The 25250-nt window shown below is 60.8% G+C and carries 22 protein-coding genes and 1 pseudogene; 7 read left to right on the top strand and 16 right to left on the bottom strand.

What is annotated here, in order from left to right; translation table 11 throughout:
- Positions 1-14: 14 nt before the first annotated feature.
- Together KVH01_RS18535 and KVH01_RS18530 are read left to right on the top strand one after the other, a co-directional pair.
- Positions 15-1214, top strand: coding sequence for an HlyD family secretion protein (locus tag KVH01_RS18535; protein WP_217882386.1), 1200 nt, complete (start codon positions 15-17; stop codon positions 1212-1214).
- Entirely contained in the window at positions 1214-2743 is a 1530-nt protein-coding gene (locus KVH01_RS18530) for a DHA2 family efflux MFS transporter permease subunit (RefSeq protein ID WP_217882385.1), read from the top strand. The genes KVH01_RS18535 and KVH01_RS18530 overlap by 1 nt, the downstream gene beginning before the upstream one ends.
- Positions 2744-2913: 170 nt before the next feature.
- Here KVH01_RS18530 and lpxH read toward each other — a convergent pair whose 3' ends face one another.
- Positions 2914-3663 carry a UDP-2,3-diacylglucosamine diphosphatase gene (lpxH, locus tag KVH01_RS18525; protein ID WP_044274008.1) on the bottom strand — a complete coding sequence of 250 codons (750 nt, stop codon included), beginning with the start codon at positions 3661-3663 and terminating at the stop codon, positions 2914-2916.
- Positions 3660-4166 carry a peptidylprolyl isomerase gene (locus KVH01_RS18520; RefSeq protein ID WP_217882384.1) on the bottom strand — a complete coding sequence of 169 codons (507 nt, stop codon included), beginning with the start codon at positions 4164-4166 and terminating at the stop codon, positions 3660-3662. The genes lpxH and KVH01_RS18520 overlap by 4 nt, the downstream gene beginning before the upstream one ends.
- A gap of 261 nt (positions 4167-4427) precedes the next feature.
- On the opposite strand from KVH01_RS18520, the gene KVH01_RS18515 reads away from it, so the two are divergent.
- Positions 4428-6128: a glutamine--tRNA ligase/YqeY domain fusion protein gene (locus KVH01_RS18515; RefSeq protein WP_217882383.1), complete on the top strand. Its 1701-nt coding sequence runs from the start codon at positions 4428-4430 to the stop codon at positions 6126-6128.
- A gap of 21 nt (positions 6129-6149) precedes the next feature.
- Complete coding sequence (gene cysS / locus KVH01_RS18510) at positions 6150-7538, top strand: cysteine--tRNA ligase (RefSeq protein ID WP_217882382.1); 1389 nt, start codon at positions 6150-6152, stop codon at positions 7536-7538.
- A gap of 87 nt (positions 7539-7625) precedes the next feature.
- On the opposite strand, the pseudogene KVH01_RS18505 reads toward cysS, so the two are convergent.
- Positions 7626-7961: pseudogene (locus KVH01_RS18505) on the bottom strand (DUF6124 family protein).
- 267 nt (positions 7962-8228) lie between these two features.
- Positions 8229-8924 (bottom strand): Type 1 glutamine amidotransferase-like domain-containing protein, encoded by a 696-nt coding sequence (locus tag KVH01_RS18500; protein ID WP_217882381.1) that lies wholly within the window; start codon positions 8922-8924, stop codon positions 8229-8231.
- A 130-nt stretch (positions 8925-9054) separates the two neighbouring features.
- On the opposite strand from KVH01_RS18500, the gene KVH01_RS18495 reads away from it, so the two are divergent.
- Complete coding sequence (locus tag KVH01_RS18495) at positions 9055-9513, top strand: HIT family protein (protein ID WP_217882473.1); 459 nt, start codon at positions 9055-9057, stop codon at positions 9511-9513.
- A gap of 139 nt (positions 9514-9652) precedes the next feature.
- Here the strand turns inward: KVH01_RS18495 and KVH01_RS18490 are convergent, their stop codons facing one another.
- The 7 genes from KVH01_RS18490 to KVH01_RS18460 form a co-directional block, all read right to left on the bottom strand.
- The gene (locus tag KVH01_RS18490; RefSeq protein WP_043046538.1) at positions 9653-9991 is read right to left on the bottom strand and encodes a Na+/H+ antiporter subunit G; all 339 of its coding nucleotides are present in this window, start codon (positions 9989-9991) and stop codon (positions 9653-9655) included.
- Positions 9988-10266: a K+/H+ antiporter subunit F gene (locus tag KVH01_RS18485; RefSeq protein ID WP_043046539.1), complete on the bottom strand. Its 279-nt coding sequence runs from the start codon at positions 10264-10266 to the stop codon at positions 9988-9990. The genes KVH01_RS18490 and KVH01_RS18485 overlap by 4 nt, the downstream gene beginning before the upstream one ends.
- Positions 10263-10751 carry a Na+/H+ antiporter subunit E gene (locus KVH01_RS18480; RefSeq protein ID WP_217882380.1) on the bottom strand — a complete coding sequence of 163 codons (489 nt, stop codon included), beginning with the start codon at positions 10749-10751 and terminating at the stop codon, positions 10263-10265. The genes KVH01_RS18485 and KVH01_RS18480 overlap by 4 nt, the downstream gene beginning before the upstream one ends.
- Complete coding sequence (locus KVH01_RS18475; protein ID WP_043046541.1) at positions 10748-12430, bottom strand: monovalent cation/H+ antiporter subunit D; 1683 nt, start codon at positions 12428-12430, stop codon at positions 10748-10750. Before KVH01_RS18475 ends, KVH01_RS18480 begins: the two co-directional genes overlap by 4 nt.
- Positions 12427-12771, bottom strand: a complete 345-nt coding sequence (locus KVH01_RS18470; protein ID WP_003192163.1) for a Na+/H+ antiporter subunit C — start codon at positions 12769-12771, stop codon at positions 12427-12429. Before KVH01_RS18470 ends, KVH01_RS18475 begins: the two co-directional genes overlap by 4 nt.
- A complete protein-coding gene (locus tag KVH01_RS18465) occupies positions 12771-15692 on the bottom strand; it encodes a monovalent cation/H+ antiporter subunit A (RefSeq protein ID WP_217882379.1) in 2922 nt (973 codons plus the stop codon). Before KVH01_RS18465 ends, KVH01_RS18470 begins: the two co-directional genes overlap by 1 nt.
- A gap of 208 nt (positions 15693-15900) precedes the next feature.
- Positions 15901-16830 (bottom strand): DMT family transporter, encoded by a 930-nt coding sequence (locus tag KVH01_RS18460; RefSeq protein WP_217882378.1) that lies wholly within the window; start codon positions 16828-16830, stop codon positions 15901-15903.
- 93 nt (positions 16831-16923) lie between these two features.
- Between KVH01_RS18460 and KVH01_RS18455 the strand changes: the two genes are divergently transcribed.
- Complete coding sequence (locus KVH01_RS18455) at positions 16924-17487, top strand: helix-turn-helix domain-containing protein (protein ID WP_043046545.1); 564 nt, start codon at positions 16924-16926, stop codon at positions 17485-17487.
- A 262-nt stretch (positions 17488-17749) separates the two neighbouring features.
- On the opposite strand, the gene KVH01_RS18450 is transcribed toward KVH01_RS18455, so the two are convergent.
- Positions 17750-18667: a hypothetical protein gene (locus tag KVH01_RS18450; protein ID WP_217882377.1), complete on the bottom strand. Its 918-nt coding sequence runs from the start codon at positions 18665-18667 to the stop codon at positions 17750-17752.
- Between the two features lie 326 nt (positions 18668-18993).
- Here KVH01_RS18450 and KVH01_RS18445 point away from each other — a divergent pair, with 326 nt between their 5' ends.
- The gene (locus KVH01_RS18445) at positions 18994-20388 is read left to right on the top strand and encodes an FAD/NAD(P)-binding protein (RefSeq protein WP_217882376.1); all 1395 of its coding nucleotides are present in this window, start codon (positions 18994-18996) and stop codon (positions 20386-20388) included.
- Positions 20389-20556: 168 nt separating this feature from the next.
- On the opposite strand, the gene KVH01_RS18440 is transcribed toward KVH01_RS18445, so the two are convergent.
- Genes KVH01_RS18440 through KVH01_RS18425 form a run of 4 tightly spaced genes read right to left on the bottom strand, consistent with a single transcriptional unit; the run spans position 20557 to position 25174 of the window.
- Positions 20557-21810: an efflux RND transporter periplasmic adaptor subunit gene (locus KVH01_RS18440; protein WP_217882375.1), complete on the bottom strand. Its 1254-nt coding sequence runs from the start codon at positions 21808-21810 to the stop codon at positions 20557-20559.
- Complete coding sequence (locus KVH01_RS18435) at positions 21800-23278, bottom strand: TolC family protein (protein ID WP_217882374.1); 1479 nt, start codon at positions 23276-23278, stop codon at positions 21800-21802. The genes KVH01_RS18440 and KVH01_RS18435 overlap by 11 nt, the downstream gene beginning before the upstream one ends.
- Positions 23271-24470, bottom strand: a complete 1200-nt coding sequence (locus tag KVH01_RS18430; protein ID WP_217882373.1) for an ABC transporter permease — start codon at positions 24468-24470, stop codon at positions 23271-23273. Before KVH01_RS18430 ends, KVH01_RS18435 begins: the two co-directional genes overlap by 8 nt.
- A complete protein-coding gene (locus KVH01_RS18425; RefSeq protein ID WP_056846567.1) occupies positions 24467-25174 on the bottom strand; it encodes an ABC transporter ATP-binding protein in 708 nt (235 codons plus the stop codon). The genes KVH01_RS18430 and KVH01_RS18425 overlap by 4 nt, the downstream gene beginning before the upstream one ends.
- Positions 25175-25250 lie beyond the last annotated feature (76 nt).

The following is a 25250-nucleotide window of genomic DNA, read 5'->3' as shown; positions in this document are numbered from 1 at the left end:
TTGAGGTATTTGTCATGGCCACTGCCGACAGCAACAACGCTACTGAACAACCCAAAGACAACAACCCACGCAAACGCAAAGTCATGCTGATCGGCCTGGCGCTGATCGTCATCCTCGGAGTGGTGGGCGTGTGGGCGTGGTATGAGTTCTACGGGCGCTTCAATGAAAGCACCGACGACGCCTACGTGAACGGCAACGTGGTGGAAATCACCCCGCTGGTCACCGGCACCGTGGTCAGCATCGGCGCCGACGATGGCGACCTGGTCCATGAAGGCCAGGTGCTGATCAACTTCGACCCCAACGATGCTGCCGTCGGCCTGCAGAGTGCCCAGGCCAATCTGGCGCGCACCGTGCGCCAGGTGCGCGGCTTGTACAGCAATGTCGATGGCATGAAAGCCCAGGTCAATGCACAGAAGGCCGACGTGCAAACCGCCCAGGACAACTACAACCGGCGCAAGACCTTGGCCCAGGGCGGCGCGATCTCCCAGGAAGAACTGTCCCACGCCCGCGACAGCCTGACTGCCGCCAGGAACGCCTTGACCAACCTCGAGCAACAACTGAAAACCACCAATGCCCTGGTGGATGACACGGTGATTTCGTCGCACCCCGACGTGCAAGCGGCTGCCGCGCAATTGCGCCAGGCGTACCTGGCCAATGCGCGCAGCACCCTGATCGCGCCGGTCACCGGTTATGTAGCCAAGCGCACCGTGCAACTGGGCCAGCGCGTGCAGCCGGGCACCGCGCTGATGGCGGTGATCCCGCTGGACCAGCTGTGGATCGATGCCAACTTCAAGGAAACCCAACTGCGCGACATGCGTATCGGCCAGCCGGTGGATATCGAGTCGGACATCTACGGCAGCGACGTGAAGTACAGCGGCACCGTCGACAGCCTCGGTGCCGGCACCGGCAGTGCATTCGCCCTGTTGCCGGCGCAGAACGCCACTGGTAACTGGATCAAGATCGTGCAACGGGTGCCGGTGCGCATCCATATCAACGCCGAAGAGTTGGCCAAGCACCCGCTGCGGGTGGGCCTGAGTACCGTGGTCAATGTGGACCTGCACGACCAGAGCGGCCCCGTGCTGGCGCAACAGGCGCCGCAAAAGGCCTCGTTCACCACCAACGTGTATGAGCGCCAGTTGGCCGAGGCCGATGCCATGATCAATCAGTTGATCCATGACAACAGCGTCGCCGCTCCCAAGGCTGCGCAACGCTGATGAGCAATAACGCCTCGTTCACGCCACCCAGCCTGTTGATGGCCACTATTGGCCTGTCGCTGGCGACCTTCATGCAGGTGCTCGACACCACCATCGCCAACGTGGCGTTGCCGACCATTTCCGGCAACCTGGGCGTGAGTTCAGAGCAGGGCACCTGGGTCATCACTTCGTTCGCGGTGAGCAACGCCATTGCCTTGCCGCTCACCGGCTGGTTGAGCCGACGCTTCGGCGAGGTGAAGCTGTTCCTGTGGGCGACCATCCTGTTTGTGCTGGCGTCGTTCCTCTGCGGCATCTCCACCTCGATGCCCGAGCTGATCGGCTTTCGGGTGCTGCAAGGCTTGGTCGCCGGGCCGTTGTACCCGATGACGCAGACGCTGTTGATCGCGGTCTATCCACCCGCCAAGCGCGGCATGGCCCTGGCGTTATTGGCGATGGTCACGGTGGTCGCACCGATTGCAGGTCCCATCCTCGGCGGCTGGATCACCGACAGCTACAGTTGGCCGTGGATCTTTTTCATCAACGTGCCCATCGGTATCTTTGCGGTGATGGTGGTGCGTGCGCAGCTGAAAAAGCGCCCGGTGGTCACCAGTTACCAGCCGATGGACTACGTTGGGCTGCTGAGCCTGATCGTCGGGGTCGGTGCCTTGCAGATCATTCTCGACAAGGGCAATGACCTGGACTGGTTCGAATCCAACTTCATCATCATCGGTGCGGTGATCTCGATGATTGCCCTGGCGGTGTTTGTCATCTGGGAAATGACCGACAAGCACCCGGTGGTCAACCTGCGTCTGTTCGCGCACCGTAACTTCCGCATTGGCACCATCGTGTTGATCCTCGGTTACGCGGGCTTCTTCGGTATCAACCTGATCCTGCCGCAGTGGCTGCAAACCCAGATGGGCTACACCGCCACCTGGGCCGGGCTGGCAGTGGCACCGATCGGTATCCTGCCGGTGCTGATGTCGCCATTCGTGGGCAAGTACGCGCACAAATTCGACCTGCGCCTGCTGGCGGGCCTGGCATTTCTGGCGATTGGCTTGAGCTGCTTCATGCGCGCAGGCTTCACCAACGAAGTGGACTTCACCCACATCGCCATGGTGCAGCTGTTCATGGGCATCGGCGTGGCGCTGTTCTTCATGCCGACCTTGAGCATCCTGATGTCCGACCTGCCGCCGCACCAGATTGCCGACGGCGCCGGGCTGGCGACGTTCCTGCGTACCTTGGGCGGCAGCTTCGCGGCCTCGCTGACCACCTGGATCTGGATCCGCCGCGCCGACCAGCACCATGCCTACATGAGCGAGAGCATGACCCCCTACGACTCGGCCACCCGTGATGCCATCCAGGCGCTCGGTGGAGCGGGGCAGAAGGCGTACGCGCAACTGGATCAAGTCCTCACCAGCCAGGCGTACATGATGTCCACCGTGGATTACTTCACGTTGCTGGGGTGGATGTTCATGGGCTTGATGTTACTGGTGTGGCTGGCCAAACCGCCATTTACCGCAAAGGCGGGGCCAGCAGCCTCGGGCCACTGATAGCCAAGGCTGAAATGCAATCAAACTGTGGGAGGGGCGGTGCGACGATTCGACTTGCTCCCGATAGCGGAGGGTCAGTTAAAGCTGTATCAACTGACCCTCCCTCATCGGGAGCAAGCCCCCTCCCACAGTTTAATCTCTGTTCACATTCGACCAGTGGTGTTTGAGAGTCAGGCGCCAGGCAATGCCAACTGCGGGTTGACGAAGTCAAACGCCGCCAGTTGAAATCCTTGCTCATCCACCTGCAACGCCCAGCCCTGTTTGTCCCAGTCCCCCAGCACAATACGCTTGGCCGCCTGGTCGCCGATCTGCAACTTATGGATCGCCGGGCGGTGGGTGTGGCCGTGGACCAGGGTGCGTACGCCGAACTGCTGCATCACCCGCGGTACTTCTTCGGGGGTGACATCGACAATATCGTTGGCCTTCATGCGCACTTGGGCAGAACTTTCACTGCGCAGCTTGCGCGCCAGTTTGTGGCGCGTGCCCAAGGGCAGGTGACGCAGGATAAACAGCACAATCGGGTTACGCAGGATGCGCCGCAGCTTCATATAGCCAAGGTCGCGGGTGCAGAGGCTGTCGCCGTGCATCAGCAGCACAGGCTCGCCATACAATTGCACGACGCTCGGGTCCTTGAGCAAGGTGGCGCCTGCGGCTTTGCAGAACGCCTTGCCGATCAGGAAATCGCGGTTGCCGTGCATGATGAAAATCGGGGTGCCGCTGTCGCTCAGTTCACGCAACGCCGCACAGATGGAACGCTGGAAGGGGGTCATGCCATCGTCGCCAATCCAGGCTTCAAAAAAGTCCCCCAGAATGTACAACGCCTGGGCGCCACGGGCGCGGCCGTGGAGCAGATCCAGAAACGCCCGGGTAATATCCGGGCGTTCCTCTTCCAGATGCAAGTCTGAAATCAGCAATATCACGCTTCGATGATCTCGGCTTTCTCGATGATCACGTCTTCTGCTGGAACGTCCTGGTGACCGGCCTTGGAGGTGGTGGACACGCCTTTGATCTTGTCGACGACGTCAGTACCTGCGGTGACTTTACCGAATACGGCATAACCCCAGCCCTGCACATTCTTGCCGCTGTGGTTGAGGAAGCCGTTGTCGGCGACGTTGATGAAGAACTGCGCGGAGGCCGAATGCGGCTCCATGGTGCGGGCCATGGCGACGGTGTACTTTTCGTTGGAAAGGCCGTTGTCCGCTTCGTTCTGGATGCTCGGGCGCTTGTCTTTCTTCTCTTTCATGCCGGGCTCGAAACCGCCGCCCTGGATCATGAAGTTACCGATGACACGGTGGAAAACGGTGTTTTCGTAGTGGCCGGCTTTCACGTATTCGATGAAGTTGGCGACGGTGATCGGCGCCTTGTCGGCGTTCAGCTCGATGACGATGTCACCGTGGTTGGTGGTCAGTTTGACTTGAGTCATGTTCACTACTCTTTTCAGGGAATTCGTGGGTTTGGGCGCCTGGGCGCCACGACCGGTTTGGCGAAACTTGGGCCAAGACGCGCAGTTTAGCGTGCCTTGCAAGAATTTCGAGGTGGTTTTTTACCGCGCCTGTCATTAAAGCAGCAATTAAAGCAGCAGTTTTCGACCGCGCTCTGTCAGGTGGTTGACAGCTTCGGCTATGATAAGCCCTTTGTTTTATCTGGCCTGACCCGGCCACGAACCTGTCTGTTCAAGGATCCTATGAGCAAGCCCACTGTCGACCCTACCTCGAATTCCAAGGCCGGACCTGCCGTCCCGGTCAACTTCCTGCGCCCGATCATCCAGGCGGACCTGGATTCGGGCAAGCACACGCAGATCGTCACCCGCTTCCCGCCAGAGCCCAACGGCTACCTGCACATCGGCCACGCCAAGTCGATCTGTGTGAACTTCGGCCTGGCCCAGGAGTTCGGTGGCGTCACGCACCTGCGTTTCGACGACACCAACCCGGCCAAGGAAGACCAGGAATACATCGACGCCATCGAAAGCGACATCAAGTGGCTGGGCTTCGAGTGGTCCGGTGAAGTGCGCTACGCCTCCAAGTATTTCGACCAGTTGTTCGACTGGGCCGTCGAGCTGATCAAGGCCGGCAAGGCCTATGTGGACGACCTGACCCCGGAGCAGGCCAAGGAGTACCGTGGCACCCTGACCGAGCCGGGCAAGAACAGCCCGTTCCGCGACCGTTCGGTGGAAGAAAACCTGGACTGGTTCAACCGTATGCGCGCCGGTGAGTTCCCGGACGGTGCCCGCGTGCTGCGCGCCAAGATCGACATGGCCTCGCCGAACATGAACCTGCGCGACCCGATCATGTACCGCATCCGCCATGCCCACCACCACCAGACCGGTGACAAGTGGTGCATCTACCCCAACTACGACTTTACCCACGGTCAGTCGGATGCCATCGAAGGCATCACCCACTCCATCTGCACCCTGGAGTTCGAAAGCCATCGCCCGCTGTACGAGTGGTTCCTGGACAGCCTGCCGGTGCCGGCGCACCCGCGCCAGTACGAGTTCAGCCGCCTGAACCTCAACTACACCATCACCAGCAAGCGCAAGCTCAAGCAACTGGTGGATGAAAAGCACGTGCATGGCTGGGACGACCCACGCATGTCGACCTTGTCGGGCTTCCGTCGTCGTGGCTACACCCCGGCGTCGATCCGCAATTTCTGTGAGATGGTCGGCACCAACCGTTCCGACGGCGTGGTCGACTACGGCATGCTCGAGTTCAGCATCCGCCAGGACCTCGACGCCAACGCCCCGCGCGCGATGTGTGTGCTGCGCCCGTTGAAAGTCGTGATCACCAACTACCCGGAAGGCCAGGTCGAGAACCTCGAGCTGCCGCGTCACCCTCAGAAAGAAGAGCTGGGCGTGCGCAAATTGCCATTCGCCCGCGAAATCTACATCGACCGCGATGACTTCATGGAAGAGCCGCCCAAGGGTTACAAGCGCCTGGAGCCGAACGGCGAAGTGCGCCTGCGCGGCAGCTACGTGATCCGCGCTGACGAAGCGATCAAGGACGCCGATGGCAACATCGTCGAGCTGCGTTGCTCCTACGACCCCGACACCCTGGGCAAGAATCCCGAAGGCCGCAAGGTCAAGGGCGTGGTCCACTGGGTGCCGGCCGCCGCCAGCATCGAGTGCGAAGTGCGTCTGTACGATCGCCTGTTCCGCTCGCCGAACCCCGAGAAGGCTGAAGACAGCGCGAGCTTCCTCGACAACATCAACCCTGACTCCCTGCAAGTGCTCAATGGTTGTCGTGCCGAGCCATCGCTTGGCGACGCACAGCCGGAAGACCGTTTCCAGTTCGAGCGCGAAGGTTACTTCTGCGCGGATATCAAGGACTCGAAACCTGGTGCTCCGGTATTCAACCGTACCGTGACCTTGCGAGATTCGTGGGGCCAGTGATTAAGTCTTAAGGGAAACATCGTGCTAACGATCTACAACACGCTCAGCAAGACCAAAGAAGTCTTCAAGCCCCTGGATGGCAACAAGGTGCGCATGTACGTGTGCGGCATGACCGTGTACGACTACTGCCACATCGGCCACGGCCGCAGTATGGTGGCCTTCGACCTGGTGACCCGCTGGTTGCGTTTCAGCGGCTACGACTTGACCTATGTGCGCAACATCACCGACATCGACGACAAGATCATCAACCGCGCCAACGAAAACGGCGAAGCGTTCGACGCGCTGACCGAGCGCATGATCGCCGCCATGCATGAGGACGAGGCGCGCCTCAACATCCTCAAGCCGGACATGGAGCCGCGTGCCACGGACCACATCCCTGGCATGCACGCGATGATCCAGACCTTGATCGACAAGGGCTATGCCTACGCCCCAGGCAACGGTGACGTGTACTACCGCGTCGCCAAGTTCATGGGCTACGGCAAGCTGTCGCGCAAGAAGATCGAAGACCTGCGCATCGGTGCACGTATCGAAGTCGACGAAGCCAAGCAGGATCCGCTCGACTTTGTGCTGTGGAAAGCCACCAAGCCGGGCGAGCCAAGCTGGGAGTCACCTTGGGGTGCCGGGCGTCCGGGCTGGCACATCGAGTGCTCGGTGATGTCCACCTGCTGCCTGGGCGAGACCTTCGACATTCATGGCGGTGGCAGCGACCTGGAGTTTCCGCACCACGAAAACGAAATCGCCCAGAGCGAAGCCGCCACCGGCAAGACCTACGCCAACGCCTGGATGCACTGCGGCATGATCCGCATCAATGGCGAGAAGATGTCCAAGTCCTTGAACAACTTCTTCACCATCCGCGACGTGCTGGAAAAGTATCACCCGGAAGTGGTGCGTTACCTGCTGGTGTCCAGCCACTACCGCAGCGCCATCAACTACTCGGAAGACAACCTCAAGGATGCCAAGGGCGCCCTGGAGCGTTTCTACCACGCGTTGAAAGGCTTGCCAGCGGTTGCGCCTGCTGGTGGCGAAACGTTCGTGGCACGCTTTACCGAAGTCATGAACGACGACTTTGGCACGCCGGAAGCCTGCGCGGTGCTGTTCGAGATGGTGCGCGAGATCAACCGCTTGCGCGAGAGCGATCTCGACGCAGCGGCGGGCCTGGCGGCGCGCTTGAAAGAGTTGGCCAGTGTGCTGGGCGTGTTGCAGATGGAGGCCGATGACTTCCTGCAGGCTGGCGCCGAAGGGCGTGTGGATGCGGCTGAGGTTGATGCGCTGATCCAGGCGCGTTTGGCTGCTCGTACCAACAAGGACTGGGCGGAATCCGACCGTATCCGTGACCAACTGACCGCGATGGGCGTGGTGTTGGAAGACGGGAAGGGTGGGACGACGTGGCGGTTGGCTGATCAGGCCTGATCCAGATGTGGGAGGGGGCAAGTCGAATCGTCGCACCGCCCCTCCCACTTTTGACCGTGCTCACTTTGCTCGGTCTTCGGATCAGATCTATCCGTGAATTGGTTTGTCTTTGAGTTTTAGCGTTTTATCCACCATCAGCTGAATCCCCTCCAGCATCCGGCAAATTCCCAGAGCTACGCTACGCGGGGTGCCTTCGATCTCAAAAGCCAAATGGCTTGCCAGCGCTTGAACCGACGCAAGATCCTCCGACGCGTTGACCAGCAGCGTCTCGACGTCTAATCCTTCACGTACGGTAAACAAACCATGATCCTAAGCAGATGGCTCTGGTTTTTCAGACGGGTTCAGGTAGTGATTTATCGCTCGATGAGCGGCAGTGTGAAATGCGGTTGAATCTGACGGTGGATTCGGACTGTCTTTAATCATGGCGTAGCTCCTAGAGTATTGGAGTCACCACCCATCGCTGCGAAACGATATTTGGGTGGCAGCTGTACGCAGGTTCGCAGACCGGGACTCTAGCACCCGGCATACCCGAAGGTATCCCGCGCACAGCCGCCATAACATCAGGCATTAAAAAGCGCCCGCTATCTGAGGTGGACGCTGTGCGTCTAGAGTTTAACCGAGCTGCGAAACCCGGTCGCTGAATTTGCAGCGACCGCCAAAGATTAGGCGGCCATTTTCTGAGCGGCAACCCTAAAGAGCTGTAGGGCGTTTCCTTGCAATGGGCTCCGAAGTGCTGCTGAGTTCATATGCACTACCAGTCGTGTAGTTATGGACAGTCGCATGGTATTCACCGTTCTTGAAATGCAGGGCAACGCCGTCATCCAGCGCGTAGGCGGGGTGTATGTTTTCAAGTCGAACCAGTTCAACAAACGAAGATTCTCTCCCCACCTCTGAACTGAAGTGCGGGCACAGCGCGCCAGGGAGAAAACCCAGCCCGTCGATCAGCGCATATACGCCTCCTGAGTCGGAATGCCCATGGTCGAACCAGCAGATGGCGCCGGCACTGACGCCGCAAAGCACTTTGCCGTGTTCCTGGGCTTGTTTCAAAAGGGCGGTCACGTCAAATTCACGCCAGATGGCCAGCAAGGCTCGGGTGTTGCCGCCGGCCACGTAGATGATGTCAGCCTGCTCAAACAGCGCGGCAACATGACCCGGGGCTGGAAAAGGCGGAATGAAAAACGTCAATGGCACAACGGTGCAGCCGGCGCTTTGGTATTTGAGCGTGAAGTCGGCAATCTTCGTACGGTGATCGCCATTGGCGGTGGAGATATAGAGCACCGTGGGCTGGGGTTTGCCCGACGAAGCGACGATATATTCGTCGATGCGGGTCATGCGCGTCATGTCTTCGCTGGACTCGCCGCCGATGACAATGATGTTTTTATCCATGGTGAACTCCTGTCTCTATACCCAGGTCTTAGGACATTTCCCAAAATGCCCGTAGGGTTTGACGCTCATTCCATCCTGGCTTTAGATGATTGCGACGACCAAACCCAAGACGAAACTGGCGGTGATTCAAATGGATTGTATTTTCTGCAGCATTGTCCGCAAAACCTCCCCGGCCCATATCCTGTGGGAGGATGACCAATATATGGCGTTCCTGTCGATCTTCCCCAACACACCGGGTTTCAGCGTGGTGATTCCCAAGCAGCATTACGGCAGCTATGCGTTTGCGCAGTCGGATGAAGTGTTGGCAGGGCTCGCGGTCGCAGCAAAGAAAACCGCACAACAGATCGACCGCGCATTTCCCGATGTGGCGCGTACGGGGATGATTCTGGAAGGGTATGGGGTGGACCACCTGCATGCGAAGTTGTTTCCCATGCATGGGACCGGGCAGGACAGCACGTTCAAGCCGTTGAGCTCGAAGGTGGATAAGTTTTTTGAGGCTTATGAGGGCTATATCTCTTCCCACGACCATTTGCGGGCGGATGATGCCGAACTTGCTGAGCTGGCAGAGCGAATCCGGTCTTTCGCCTAGTGCGGTTAAACTGTGGGAGGGGCGGTGCGACGATTCGACTTGCTCCCGATTGCGGTGGGTCAGATACAGGTGAGCTAACTGACCCACTGCTATCGGGAGCAAGCCCCCTCCCACATTTGGATTATGTTGTCTTCAGCGCTCAGCGGCGGCTGCTGACTTCGGCGGGTACGTCATCACCGGCCATGCGTTTGCGGAACAACGCGGTGCGCGCCAGCAGCAGGGTAGTCACCGGCACGGTGATCGACAGCAAAATCGGGATCAACCAGCCATGCAATACCGGCCCGGACTTGAGCGTCGAAAAGTAGATGATCGACGCCAACGCCACACTCCATGCGCCCAATGTCGAGGCGAGCGCGGGTGGGTGCATGCGCTGGAAAAAGCTCTTCATCCGCAGCAAGCCGATAGCACCGATCAGTGCAAATACGCTGCTCACTATCAGCAGCACCGCTACGCTCACTTCAACCCATAAAGGCATCATTCAATCACCTCCCCACGCAGCAGGAATTTGGCCAGGGCAAACGAGCCGACGAAGCCGAACAGCGCAATCAACAACGCTGCTTCAAAGTAAGTGTCACTGGCATAACGAATACCCAGCACCAGCATCATCAGCATTGCCAGGATATACAGGTAGTCCAGCGCCAGTACCCGGTCCTGGGCCGAGGGGCCTCTGAACAGGCGGATCAGGGTCAGCACCATGGCCAGGGAAAACAGGAACAGGCTGGCGAGGATCGCATTGGAGAGCAGGGCGCTCATTCGAAGATCTCCATCAGGGGCCGTTCATAGGCGTGCTTGAAGTGCTGGATAAACTGCGCTTCGTCATCCAGGTCGAAAACGTGCAGCAGCAGGATGCTGCGGTCCAGGGCCAGTTCCGACCAAACGGTGCCCGGCGTCACGCTGGTGATCATCGCCAGCACGGCCAGGCCATTGGCGTCGCGCAGGTCCAGGGGAATCTTGATAAAACGCGAGCGCGGCGCTCGTGTGCCGCAGGTCAGGACGCCCCAGGCTACATTCAGGTTGGAGAGGATCACGTCGCGGCCCACCAGGAAAAACAGGCGGACAACCACTCCGGGGCGGCGGATGCGGATCGGCAACGGTCGCAGCGGCGCCATCAGCAACGGTGCGAGTAAGCCCAGCAGCGCGCCTAGCAGCAGGTTGCCGGGGCTGACCGACAAGTTCAGCACCAGCCACAACACCCATAACGCCAATGACAGCCACGGAGCAGGGAACAAGCGCTTCATGGCTGCACCTCCAGCGCGGCGGCCTGGGCTTCGGGGCTGGGTACCGGACGTGTCGCCAGCACTGCCATCACGTAGCGTTCCGGGTTATTCAGGCTGTCGGCGGCGGCCTGGGTGTAACGCATCAGTGGCTCGGCCTTGAAGGTCAGCAGGATGCTGAGGCCGAGCAAAAAGAAGATCGGCAGGCACTCGTTACGACGCAACAGCGGTGATGGGCGTTCTTCCGGGGTCCAGAAGCGCTGGATGCCCAGGCGCGCAAAGGCGATCAGCGAGGCCAGCCCGGAGAGGATCAGCAAGGCAACCAGCCCCCAGGCGGCCGGGCGAATCGGTTCATCGATGGCATTGCCCAGGCCCAACGGATTGATCAGTGCACTTAACAAGCTCAGCTTGCCGATAAACCCGGACAGCGGTGGCATGCCGATGATCAACAAGGCGCAGGCGATAAAGCTCAGGCCCAGGAAGGCCATGGTCCAGGGGATTACCTGGCCGACCACGGCTTTCTGCTCATCATCCAGGTTCACCCCAGGACGCGGATGCAGCGACTCCATGGCCTTGGGCAACGCATCGATTTCTTCATCCAGCGGCAGGTCGTTGGCCGAACGCGAACGCTCGATCAACTCCGCCAGCAGGAACAACGCACTCAACGCCAGGGTGGAGCTGACCAGATAGAACAACGCCCCCGCGGTCAGGCTCGGCTGGGCAAACCCCACTGCCGACAGCAGGATCCCGGCCGAGACCAGGATGCTCAGGCTGGCCATGCGCTCCAGGCGCTGCGCCGCCACCATCGCCAATGCGGCGCAAATGATGGTCGCCATGCCGCCATACACCAGCCAATCGCCGCCAAACAGCGCCGAAGCTCCGGCCTGGCCGGAAAACAGCAGGGTCCACAGGCGCAGCACGGTATACACGCCAACCTTGGTCATGATCGCAAACATCGCCGCCACCGGCGCGCTGGCCGACGAGTAGGCGGGCGCCAGCCAGAAGTTCAGCGGCCACATGCCCGCCTTGGCCAGGAACGCCGTGGCAAGGATCGCCGCGCCGGCATGCAGCAGGCCACGATCAGCCTCCGGCACCAGCGGGATTTTCAACGCCAGGTCGGCAAAATTCAGCGTGCCGGTGACGCCGTAGATCATTGCCGCGCCGATCAGAAACAACGATGACGCCAGCAGGTTGATCGCAATGTAATGCAGCCCCGACGACACCCGCGCACGGCCGGAACCGTGCAGCATCAGGCCGTAGGATGCTGCCAGCAGCACCTCGAAGAATACGAACAGGTTGAACAGGTCGGCGGTCAGGAACGCGCCATACAAACCCATCAGCTGGATCTGGAACAACGCATGGAAACTGGTGCCCGCCCGGTCCCAGCGGGCCATGGCGAACAGCAGCGCGCTCACGCCGATGATTCCGGTCAGCACCAGCATCATCGCCGACAGTTGGTCCACCACCAACACGATGCCGAACGGCACCTGCCAGTTGCCCGGCAGGTACACGCCAATCGAGCCGGGGCCGCCTTGTTGCGTCCAGTACAGCAGCAGGATCGCGATGCCCAGGCCGATCACACTGGAAAACAAATTGATCTGGGCTTTCAGCGGACGGCGCTTTTCGCCCAGCATCAGCATCAACCCGGCCGTGAGCAGCGGCAGCAGGATCGGCGCGACGATCAGTTGGTTCATCCACGTCATTCCTTGGGCTCCCGGCCATCCACATGGTCAGTGCCGGTCAGGCCCCGGGATGCCAGCAGCACCACCAGGAATAACGCGGTCATGGCGAAGCTGATCACGATGGCCGTCAGCACCAGGGCCTGGGGCAGAGGGTCGGTGTAGTTGAGCAAATCTTGCGGCACGCCGTCCTTGATAATCGGCTCCTTGCCGATAAACAGACTGCCCATGCTGAAAATGAACAGATTGACGCCGTAGGACAACAGGCACAGACCCATCACCACCTGGAATGTCCGTGGCCGCAGGATCAGCCAGACGCCGGAGGCCGCCAGGACCCCAATGGCTATTGCGATGACTTCTTCCATCAGGCGGCTCCTTCGGTTGTGACGACCACTTTGGCCTGGTTGCTCGGTTTATGCGCCCGCACCGACTGATGGCCGAGGGCGGTGAGCATCAGCAGCGTGGAACCCACGACCATGGCGTACACGCCAACGTCGAAGAACAGCGCACTGGCGATGTGAATGTCGCCCAGCAGCGGCAGGCTGAAATGCCAGGTATGGGTGGTGAGGAACGGGTAGCCGACGAACAGCGCGCCCAGCCCGGTCAGTGTCGCAGAAAGCAAGCCGAAGCCCATCCAGCGCATCGGCCGCAGGCTCATTTGCGCCTCGACCCACTGGGTGCCGGCCACCATGTATTGCAGGATAAACGCCACCGACATCACCAAGCCGGCGACAAAACCGCCACCCGGTTGGTTGTGGCCGCGCATGAACAGGTAGAACGAGACCACCAGCGCAATCGGCAGCAGCAGGCGCACCAGCACCGCCGGCACCATCATGAAGCCCAGGGCGGTGTCGCTGGCCTGGCGTGGGTTGACCAGGTCGGTGGCCACGTCCGGTGCCAGTTGGCGCTGTTGTGGCGGCAACTCCATGCTTTCCTTGGACGGGCGGAAGCGTCGCAGCAGGGCGTAGACGGTCAATGCCACCGCGCCGAGCACGGTGATCTCGCCCAGGGTGTCGAAACCGCGGAAGTCCACGAGCATCACGTTCACCACATTGCTGCCGCCGCCTTCGGGCAGAGCCCGGCTCAAGTAGAACGAAGAGATATCGTTGGGCGTCTGGCGGGTCAGCATCGCGTAGGACAACAGCGCCATGCCGCCGCCTACCACGGTGGACAGCAGGAAGTCGCGCACCCGGCGAATGCGCGCCTTGCGCAGGGTGTTGGGCAATGGCCACACTTCTTCGATCCGCCGCGGCAGCCAGCGCAGGCCGAGCAGGATCAGCACGGTGGTGACCACTTCCACCACCAGTTGGGTCAGGGCCAGGTCCGGCGCCGAGAACCACACGAAGGTAACGCAGGTCATCAGGCCGCACACGCTGACCATGGTCAGGGCCGCCAACCGGTGGTACTTGGCTTGCCAGGCGGCACCGAGGGCACAGGCAATTGCCAGCAGCCACAGGGTGACGAACACGATGGAGCCCGGGATCTTCGGCCGGTCGCCCCAACTGAGGCCACTGTTGAGCATGGGGATCATCGCGCCGACCACCGCCAGCAGCACCAACAGGAACAACTGGGTTTGCAGGCGCTTGGTGCTGATGCGTTTCTCGATCCGGCGCACGCCGCGCATCATCACCACCAGGCTGCGTTCGAAACCGCGCTTGCCGTTGAAGTAGCTGATCAGCGGCGGGTACTTGAAGCGTCCGCGCTTGAGTTGCTTGCGCAGCAGCAGGTACAGCACCACGCCGCCGCACATGGCCACCAGGCTCATGATCATCGGTGCGTTCCAGCCGTGCCAGATCGCCAGGCTGTATTCGGGCAGCACGCCACCGACCACCGGCAGCGCCGCCGCGGCAAGGATCGAACCCACCACCTGGGCCGGAAAAATCCCCACCAGCAGGCAGGTAAATACCAGCAGTTCGACCGGCGCACGCATCCAGCGCGGGGGTTCATGGGGTGTGTGCGGCAAATCGGTGGCGGGCGGGCCGAAGAACACATCCACGGTGAAGCGCAGGGCGTAAGCCACGCTGAACGTACCGGCGATGGTCGCGATCAGCGGCAGGGCGATTTCCACCCATTGGGTCGAGGAGATAAACACGGTCTCGGCGAAGAACATCTCTTTGGACAGGAAGCCGTTGAGCAGCGGCACCCCGGCCATGGACGCGCTGGCGACCATGGCCAGGGTCGCGGTAAACGGGATCAGGCGCACCAGGCCACTGAGCTTGCGGATATCCCGCGTGCCGCTTTCGTGGTCGATAATGCCCGCCGCCATGAACAGCGAGGCCTTGAAGGTGGCGTGGTTGAGGATATGGAACACCGCGGCGACGGCAGCCAGCGGGCTGTTAAGGCCCAGCAACAGGGTGATCAGCCCGAGGTGGCTGATGGTGGAGTAGGCCAGCAGGCCCTTGAGATCGTTTTGGAACATGGCGCAGTAAGCGCCTAGGAGGAGGGTGAGGGCGCCGGCACCGCCGACGATCCAGAACCATTCTTCGCTGCCGGACAGCGACGGCCACAGGCGGGCCAGCAGGAACACGCCGGCCTTCACCATCGTTGCCGAATGCAGGTAGGCCGAAACCGGCGTCGGTGCCGCCATGGCATGGGGCAGCCAGAAGTGGAACGGGAACTGCGCGCTTTTGCTCAAAGCGCCGACCAGCACCAGGGCCAGCATGACCGGGTACAGCGAATGCGCACGAATCTGATCGCCCGCTGCCAGCACCAGGTCCAAGTCATAGCTGCCGACAATATGCCCCAGCAGCATCACCCCGGCCAGCAGGCACAAGCCGCCGGCGCCGGTGACCATCAGCGCCATATAGGCACCGCGTCGCGCATCGGCGCGGTGGTGCCAATAGCCGATCAGCAGGAACGAGAACAGGCTGGTCAGTTCCCAGAAGAATACGATCTGGATCAGGTTGCCGGAGATCACCAGGCCGAGCATGGCGCCCATGAACGCCAGGAAAAACGCAAAGAAGCGCGGCACCGGATCATCCGGCGACATGTAGTAACGCGCATACAGCGACACCAGTGTGCCGATGCCGAGCACCAGCATCGAGAACAGCCAGGCAAACCCATCCATGCGCAACACGAAGTTCAACCCGAGGCTGGGCAACCACATGAATTCTTCGCGGATCACGCCACCATGGGCGATCTGGGGGTAAAGCAGGGCGACTTGAATGGTGCCGACCAGCGCCACGAGGCCTGCCAGCAGGGATTCGGTGTTACGTGCATTATGCGGCAGCAGGGCCGCCAGACAGCTGCCGATAAAAGGCAGAAGCAGTAGAACTATCAGGGACATAGGCTTCTAATCTGCGGGAGTTTGGGATGCATCATACGTGCCGCTTTCACGATCACCAAACGGCAAGATGTGGCAGGATCCTACAAAATAGGCCGAAGACTCTCATTTGGTATTGTTTCAGGTGGCCGCTTTCCAACCAACGACCCGGTCAATGTGGGAGGGGGCTTGCCCCGATGGCTATCCGTTGGGCGCCGCTGCAGTTCGGACCTCAACCATGACGTTCCTGTTCCATCTCATCGATCAATTCGACGGCCTTCTGCCCTCGCGTCTTCAGTTCACTCACAATCACCGCCACCACAATCAACACCGCCCCCAGCATCGCAATCGGTGGGAACCGCTCTCCGGCAATCCGCCCGACCACCCCGGCCCACACCGGCTCACCGGCGTAAATCAAGGTGGCACGGGTTGGTGAGACACTTTGCTGCGCCCAGTTCATCGCCACCTGGATCACCGCACTGGTCAAGCCCAGGCCCACCGCACTGAACAGCAGCAACCACGAAAAGCCCGGCAACGTCTCGCCCATCGGCACCACCAGCATGAACGACAGCACTGACGCCGTCGCCAGTTGCACTACTGTTACCCGGCGCACATCCACCTGCCCGGCAAACGCGCTGATCAGAATAATCTCGGCCGCAATCGCCACCGCGCCGATCAAGGTAGCGATTTCCCCGGCACTGAAATCCAGCGAAGCGCCCGCAGGGCCTGTCAGCAGCATCAACCCGGCAAACGCCAGCATGATGCCGATGCTTGGCATCAACCCCGGACGCTTGCCGAGCACCAGCCACTGCAATAACGGCACGAAGGGAACATACAGCGCGGTGATAAACGCCGACTGGCTGCTCAGGATCGTCTGCAAGCCAATGGTCTGCAAACCGTAGCCAAACATGATCGCCACGCCGATAAACACTCCGGCCTTTAACTCAAACAGCGTGAGATCGCGCAAGGTGCGCAAGGAAAAGCAGCCCACCACGATAGCGGCGGCGGCAAAGCGCAGGCCGACGAAAAACATCGGGCCGCTGACGGTCATGGCATGCTGTACCAGCAAAAAGGTGCCGCCCCAGAACATGGTGATGACCACCAGGATGCATTCGGCTTTGCTGAAACGATTGAAACGCGAAGGGGAGTTCGGGGCAGTCATGGCGGCTCGGTCTTGCAAGGGAAAAGCACGGACCGCACAATGCGCCGCACTGCTGGGCAGTATACTGCGCACACCCACTAATTGAGCAATATAGTGCACAAAGAAAATCCGCAACGGGCCTCGGTCCTGCAGCACGTCAGCCAGAACGTCCGTCGCCTGCGTCATGCCGCCGACCTGAGCCAGACTGCACTCTCGGAAAAGTCCGGGGTCAGCCGGCGCATGCTGGTGGCGATTGAAGCGGGGGAGAAGAACGTCAGCCTGTCCACCCTTGACCGTGTGGCCGAAGCACTGGAGGTGGCGTTCAGCGATTTGATCCAGGCTCCGGATGTACGTGATCACAGCCGCATCAATGAGCTGGCCTGGGCGGGTGAAATTGCTGGCAGCAAGGCGGTGCTCCTGGCCAAAGCCACAGCGCGGCGTGAAGTCGAGTTATGGGAGTGGCGCCTTGAGCCGGGTGACCGGTACTGCCCGGATCCTGATTTGGAGGGCTGGAGTGAACAGCTATTTGTCTTTGAGGGCCGCTTGACTCTGGTGATAGGCAGCACCGAATACACCGTTGGTGCTGGCGAATTCTTCATGTTTCCTAGCCACCAGCCCCACGCTTATCGCAATGAAGGGGAGGTGGCAGTTCGTTTTGTGAGAAACGTGGTGATCTAACGTTAATATCCTGTTTGTCAACTGTGAGCTTTCACCCCTTATAGCTCAAGTGGGGGACGTAGAGTCGATATTGCCACTCAATTATCGACTCATATCAGGCTAAGTGGAGGGCGCAGACGGCACGCTAATTAATTATTCTGAAGAAAAGAAATATTTGGTGCTGGATCGGCTATAAGCTCCCGATAGTTAACTTTCAATATTCAGGGTAATGGCCTTGAATATTGAAAGTCTGTGCCAGGTGAGGAGGGTCGAGGGCGTCGCTTCACGAACGCTCCAGCGCAACAGTGGTGATGTCAAATATTCCCTCGTCGGCAGTTAGCTTAAGAACGGTGCCGTCAGATTGTATGGCCGTTGCTTTAAAGTTGAACGTCCCCGACAGCGGGCCCTGAAGTGTCTCGAAGTCCGGAATTGAATCAAGCGTGATTTCACCACTTTCAGCGAACCATCCAGTGAACTGATTCAAGTTTTGGAAAGAGATGCGCACTTGCTTGCTGTCTGGCCTAAGCAGGTAAGTGCCGCTTGGCAGTCCGTTCGCAATCTGGATGTTCAACACGTAGTTGATGAGTTCGGGTTTCGGGGCGTACTGCTGCGTATGGGCCAGAATGTGAGGAGGAAAGATACCCAGTGCAGGCCTGCTGTAGAGCTCGGTCGTGGTGGATTGGTAGGGTGCATTGATGGTGTCTCTGAGGACGCAACTGGCTGAGCCCGTCGTATTGATTCGCTTCTCTTCGGTCAGGCCTTCGACGCTCATGCTCCCTTCTGTGACACGGACCGTTTTTGTGCCGTTTTCTCCCTCGAAGTCGAACGTGAGTTCTGCGGTCTGAAGGGTGCTGTCGAGGGTAACCGTTACACGCCCGCTGACAGCAGGGTAGGGTCGAAATGAACCGGCACTGGCACGTGTCCATGTTGCATTGGCTGCGCGTGGGTCGGCCCCATTATTCGAAATTTCATACACCTTTTTGAATACGTCCCCATCATTGGGCAACCGCAGCGCGAGCGTCTGATAAATGGCGGCGCTCTCATCGCCTATGGCTGTGACCTGCCATTTTTTTGCTGATTCATCCAAGTAAAAAGAAAAACGCTTGCCTTCAAAATTCTTGAATTCATTGTCGCTGTCTTTAATGGATGCAGATGCTTTGCCGGTGGTGCATTTAGGTATTTCTGTGGATGGAGGATTCATGGTGTTTCTTCCTGTGCAGGCGGTAGATGATTGAGTTTAGAAAGGGCGAAACTTATCGTCTACTGTCAAAGATGACAGGTATTATTTGCGGATTTTTAATTGCAAAAATAACTATCAAGCAGAAAGCTTGAAGTTGACCATGGCTTGACTGCTGCTTGCGTAACAGTGAAAAACTCCGAGCTGTATATTAATTTCGCACTCAACTATGCGTCCCGGGGCCACGTGCTGGATACTGGGCCTGTGGTTTTGAGCGCAAGTGCCGCGCAACTGTTGGCGCACGGCGATCTGCATGCTATTTATCTGCGCAGACATAAGGGCGAACCAGCATGAATGAATCCACCCGCAACGCTGATGTACTGATCATTGGCGGTGGCCTGAGCGGCACCATGCTCGCCGTGCAACTGCTGCGCCTGCCGGGCACGCGGCGCATCCTGGTGATCGAGCCGCGTGCCGAGCTGGGGCGCGGCGAGGCCTACAGTGCGGTCGAGCTGGGTCATACCTTGAACGGCAACGCGGCGCGCATGAGCGTCGACCCGGACAATGCCGACGACCTGACCCAGTGGCTCACCGACTACATCGCTGGCGGTGGTTGGCCCGAGTCGGACCAGCAGCATGTGCCCATCAGCGAACTGTTCCCGCCACGGGGGATTTTCGGGCTGTACGCGCAACAGCGCCTGGCCCAGGCCAAGGCGTTATCTACATCCATCGTCGAGCATATCCGCGCCGAAGGGGTGGACCTGCAAGTCGACGCAGCTTCCACGCTGTTGACCCTCGATAACGGCGAGCAAGTGCGTGGCAATTTCGCGGTATTGGCCACCGGTATGTTCCCGGCAGCGCGCACGCCGCTAACCGAGTCCAGCGGTTTGAACGCCGCCGCACTGGACCCATGGGACGTGCAAGCGATGGCCCAACTCGACTCGCAATCAACGGTGCTGATCATCGGCTCCGGCTTGACCATGGTCGACGCCGTGGTGTCCCTGGAACAGGCCGGGCATCGCGGCCCTATCGAGATTTTTTCGCGCCACGGCCTGTTGCCCCATGTGCGCCGGCAACCGCCGAGTTGGGACGACTTCCTGGCCGCGGACCACGGCCTGCGCAGCCCTCGGCAATTGCTGCGCGAGGTGCGCCGCCAATGCCGCTTCGCAATCGACCAAGGCATCGATTGGCAGGCGCCGCTGGACACAGTGCGCGTGCATATCGCGCGTCTATGGAGCCAGGCCAGTGAGCGTGAGAAACGCCAGTTCGTGCGGCATGTGCGGCCATGGTGGGAAAGCCATCACCACCGCTCGCCGCCATTGAGCGCGCAGTTGGTGGCGCGCTTGCAGGGAGAAGGGCGGTTGCGGATTCGCGCAGCGTCGTTCAAGGGGTTGGTGCCGTCGGATGAGGGAGTCGCCATTGCGGTGCGCCATCGTGGCGAGCCAGGGCTCACCCGGGTTTCGGGCGCTGCGTTGATCAACTCCAGCGGCATCGAATACGACTGGCGCCGCGTGGCCCGGCCATTGCCGCAGCAACTACTCAAGCGTGGGTTGATCCAGCCCGGGCCGTTGGCGTTGGGGATTGCGGCGGATGCGGCCGGCGCGGTGCTGGATGCCCAGGGCCAGGCCAGTCAGCGATTGTTTGCCATGGGCCCGCCGTTGCGGGGCATGTGGTGGGAGAGTACGGCGGTGACGGATGTGGCGCTTCAGGCCAAGGCACTGGCAACCAAGCTCACACAGATCTAAGTGAGGGAGGTGAGCAAGCCCTGATCCGCGAAATGAACGCCAATGCTCAAAGCAACGAAAATCAAATGTGGGAGGGGGCTTGCTCCCGATGAGGGCGTGTCAGTAAATACATTTGTGGCTGATGCACCGCTATCGGGAGCAAGCCCCCTCCCACAGGTTGATCTGCGCTTAGCTTGAGGTTTTCACAAAGCCTGGCTTGAGTCCGAATACCTCAACGCCCTGGGGCGTCGATTGCCCGGTAGTCACCTTCACCCGCTCCACCGGTTTATCCATCGCAGCCCGATACTCTACCGTCATATCCGGATGAATCGCCTGGCTGGGAATCACCAGCGCCTGGTCATTGTTGTAGGTCACGATGGTCAACCGCGCGCTCATGCCCAGGCGCACCCGCTGCAGCTGCTGCGGCGTCAGCTTCGGGATCGACAGGGTCACCGGAAACTGCGCACTGCCCTGGTTGTCGCTGGCGATGGCCAAGCCACTGACCACGCTGACCGAGCCGGTCAGCCGTTCGCCGTCGAAGCCATCGCCCATCACTTCCACCGCCTGGCCCTGGTGTAGCTGGTTGATGTCCAGCTCGGAGACCTTGGCGACGATTTTCAATCGCTCGATATTGGCCAGGCCAAACAGCACCTGGCCCTGGCTGACCTTGCTGCCGGCCTGCACCGGCGTGTTGTTGTTGCCGCCACCTTGGGCAGTGTTGGTGCTGCCGGGGGCGGGCACCACGATGCCGGAGAACGGCGCCTTGACCTCTTTGCCTTCAAGGAGTTTTTGCAGCGCTTCGTATTTCACCGTGGCATTGGTCAGCTCCATTTCGGCAATCTGTCGGTATTCGCCTCTGCCTTGGTCCTGGGCCTGTTGCAGTTCGCTGCGCGCCGCTGCCAGGTCGAGTTGCTGCTGTTGGGTTTGCTGCTTGAGATCGTCCAGTTCGTTGCGCGGAATGATGCCGCGCTTGAACAGGTTTTCGCTCTCGGTGAGTTTGCGCTGGGTATTGCCGGCGGTCATTTCGGCGGTGCGCAAACTGCGGCGGGCACGGCTGACGGCAGGGCTACTGTCCCAGTCCTGCATTTCCTGTACGGCACGCCGGGCCTTGAGCTGGGCGGAGAGGGCATCGCGCAGCTGCACTTCAAGGGTGGCCGGGTCCATACGCAAAAGCACTTGGCCGGCCTCGACGCGCTGGCCTTGTTCGACCAGATTGGCCAACACGTTACCGTCGAACGGCGCAGTCAGGGTAACGGTAGTGTCGGGCTCGATCTTGCCCACCAGGCCGATCTGGTGTACCAGCGGGTCGGGCTTCACCGCCAGCCACTGTTCGGCGGTGCTGGCCTGCTCGGCGTCGCTGCGCTGGCTGAGCAGGCCGATGGCCGCGCCGGCCAGCAGCACGATTAAGGCACAGGCCAGCAAGCGTTTTTGATTAGTAGTCATTGAGGGCGATTTCCCAACTTTCCAGCGTCATGCCCAGAGTCAGATCGAGCTGGGTCTGGGCGTTCAAATAAGCGATCAGCGCATTGAGCTGGGCGTTTTCGGCGTTGCGCAGGTCGGTCTCGAAGCTCAATACCTGGAAGTTGGTGGAGCGTCCGGCACTGAGTTTCTCCCGCTCGATCTCGATCTTGCGCCGCGACAACTCCACGGCGCGCTTGGAAATCTCATATTGGCGCCAGCGGGTGCCGAGGTCACGTACCACGTTGTTGACGTTGCGCTCCAGCTCCTGGCGGGCGTCGGTAATGCGGATTTCCTGATCCTCCACATTCACCCGCGCGCGGACTTCGGCCTGGCGTGTGCTGATGTCGCCAATGGGGATCTGCACCTGCACGCCGGCGTAACTGTCCCAGGTGCGGTTATTGGTATGGCCGTTGTCGTTATCGTAGGCGTCGCGCACCTGGTTGGCGCCGGCCACCAGGTCCACCTGCCAGCGCCCGGAGTCCTTGGCGATCACCAGGTTGAGATCGGCCTGCTGGCTACCCAGCAAGGCGGCGAGGTATTCCGGCTGCTGGTTCTGCGCCAGGTTGAAGGCCTGGCGCTTGTCGATTTCCATGGGGTTGGCCTCCAAGGCTTCGGTGGCGCGAATCGGTGTGGACAGGTCCAGGGCCAGCAGGCGCAGCAAGGCCAGGCGGCTGGTATCCAGTTGGTTCTGGGCTTCTTCCACGCCCAATTGCTGGGTGGCGATATCGGCTTCGGTCTGCACGATCTCGAACTCGGCCATGCGCCCGGCGCTGATCAGAGCCTTGTTCACATCCAGCAGGGTGTTGGAACGCTTGAGGGCTTCCTGGACGATCACCAGTTGCTCCTGGGCGCGAAGGAGTTCGCGGTAGGTGGCGATGATCTGGCTGATGGTTTGCGCCACGGTGGCCTTCAGATTCAGGCGGTTGGCCTGCTCGGCCAGGCGCGACAGGCGCAGCGGCGCGGTGGTGGCGTCCCAGCCGGCCCCGCGCATCAGCGGTTGGATGATCGCCAGGTCGAGGCCGTCGCTGCGGTAGCGGCCGGCGCGGTTGGCATTGTTCAACTGCTGGGTCCAGGCCATGCTCAGGCGCGTGCCGTATTCGCCGAGCAGGCTGCTGGTCGGCGCCACACTGGCGTTGCGGGCGTTGTCCTGGGAGCCCCGGCTGGTGCGGTAATTACTGTTGAGGGTGAGCTTGGGGTTGAACACGTCTTCGGCGACGCGCAGGTCAAACTTCTGCGCCACCCGCTGCAGATAGGCGCTGCGGATCGCCGGGTTATTGCGCAGGCCCAGGTACACGGCGTCGCCCAGAGTCATGCTGGTGACCTGGGCATTGAGCGATACCCCGCGGTCGTAGGCGCTGCGCGTGCTGCTGGGCGCCGATGGCTTGACCACCACCTCGGCAGCCACGCCGGGCAGGCTGATCAGCGCCAGCAACCACAGCCATTTACTCATCGCGCAAGGCCTCCACCGGTTGCAACCGCGAGGCCGAGACCGCCGGATAGATGCCGAAGAACAAGCCGACCAGCAAGGTACTTCCCACCCCCAGGGGCAGGGCGGCCACCGCCAGGGCAAATGCCCAGCCCGACAGCCAGGCATACAGCCACGCAGCGGTCATGCCCAATACCGCGCCGCACAGTGCACCCACGGCGGTGAGGGTGACGGCTTCGAGCAGGAACAGGTTGCGGATATCCCGCTGGCGCGCGCCCAGGGCCATGCGAATGCCGATCTCGCGGCGGCGCTCCGAGACGTTCATCAGCATCACATTCATCACCCCGACGCCGCCGCCCACCAGCGAGATCGCGCCGAGGGCCAGCAGCAGATAGGCGAATGTGCGGCTTTGGCGCGTCATGCCGTCGATCATCTGCTGGGGCACGATGATGTCGACGTCATGCTCGGTGAGCTGGGGTTGCAACGCAGCGCTAGCGTCTCGGGCAATACGTTCCATGTCCTGCCCCGGCATCGCACGGATGATCACATTGCTGATCTGCGGGCTGGCATAGATGCGGCGCATGCCCTCGGCGGGAATAAACAGCGATTCATTGGCTTGCACCGGCATCAGCATGGCCCGGGGCTGGTTGTGCAGGATGCCGACGACCAGGAACAGGTAGTCGTTGATGCGCACGCGATCGCCCAGCCTCAGTGGGTCCCCCGGTGCTCCGAGGGCCTGGGCGAGTTGGTCACCGATCACGGCGTAGGTTTCGCTGGCGTCGAAGGCTGACAGGAAACGCCCCTCGCGCATGCTCAGGCGCATGGCCGCATAGATATCCGGGGTGCTGCCGACCAGGTTGGCATTGGTGGTGCGGCCATGGAACACGACGGGCCCGCTGAACAGGCTGAGGGCGCCGATATGCGCAATGCCCGGCACCGCCAGGCGCACGCTGTCGAGGTCGAGCCGGGTGTGCATCTGCACATTGCTGCTGCCCTTGGGCGGGAACTGGGCGATCAGCGTGTCGGTGCCCATGTCCTTGAAAATCATCGCCGCGTCCACTGCTGCGTTGTGGCCTATATTGATCAGCGCTACCACCGAGGAACTGCCGATCACGATGCCCAGCAACGCCAGGATCGAACGCTTGCCCAGGGTACGCAGGCTGATGAACGCTTCATGCAGCAATTGGCTGAGGCTCTGCTCGACCCGCAGGCTCATAGGCGATCGGCCTCGTGCACCACGCCATTGCGCACCAGGATCTTGCGCTCCAGGCGCTCGGCGATGTGCGCGTCATGGGTGACGATGATCAGCGTGACCTGTTGCTCACGGTTGAGGGTCAGCAGCAGGTCCATGATCTCCTGAGCGGTGGTACTGTCGAGGTTGCCGGTGGGTTCGTCGGCCAGGATCACCGAGGGCTGGCCCACTAGGGCGCGGGCGATAGCGACGCGCTGGCGCTGGCCCCCGGAGAGGTCGGCGGGGCGATGGTGGGCGCGCTCGGCCAAGCCTACTTGCTCGAGCATGCGCTGGGCTTGCTCCACCGATTCATGCCGCGACACACCGCGATAACTCAAGGGCAGGGCAACGTTGTCCAGGGCGCTGAGGCGCGGCAGCAGGTTGAAGCTCTGGAACACGAAACCGATCTGCCGGTTGCGGATCGCCGCCAGCTCATCGGGGGTGGCAGTGAAAATGTCGTGGCCGGCAAAGTGGTACTGGCCGCAATTCGGCAGGTCCAACAGGCCGAGGATATTGAGCAGGGTGCTTTTGCCGGAGCCGGAGGCACCCAGGATGCCGCAGCTGTCACCGCTTGCGATGGACAGGCACACGTCATTGAGAATGCTCAATTCCTGCCCGGCCAGCTGATAGCGCTTGCCGATGCCTTGCAGGGAGATCAAGCCTGGGTGCGAGGGAGTGTCTGTCATCATGACTACGCCTGCAGTCTCGACGGTGTCGGCGTGCTCCCGGAAAATCCTTGTAACAAGTTCAGGAGCTGTCTGTACG

It is taken from the genome of Pseudomonas khavaziana, assembly GCF_019145205.1.
GTDB classification, from domain to species: Bacteria; Pseudomonadota; Gammaproteobacteria; order Pseudomonadales; family Pseudomonadaceae; genus Aquipseudomonas; species Aquipseudomonas khavaziana.
This window is presented reverse-complemented; position numbering and strand designations above follow the sequence as displayed.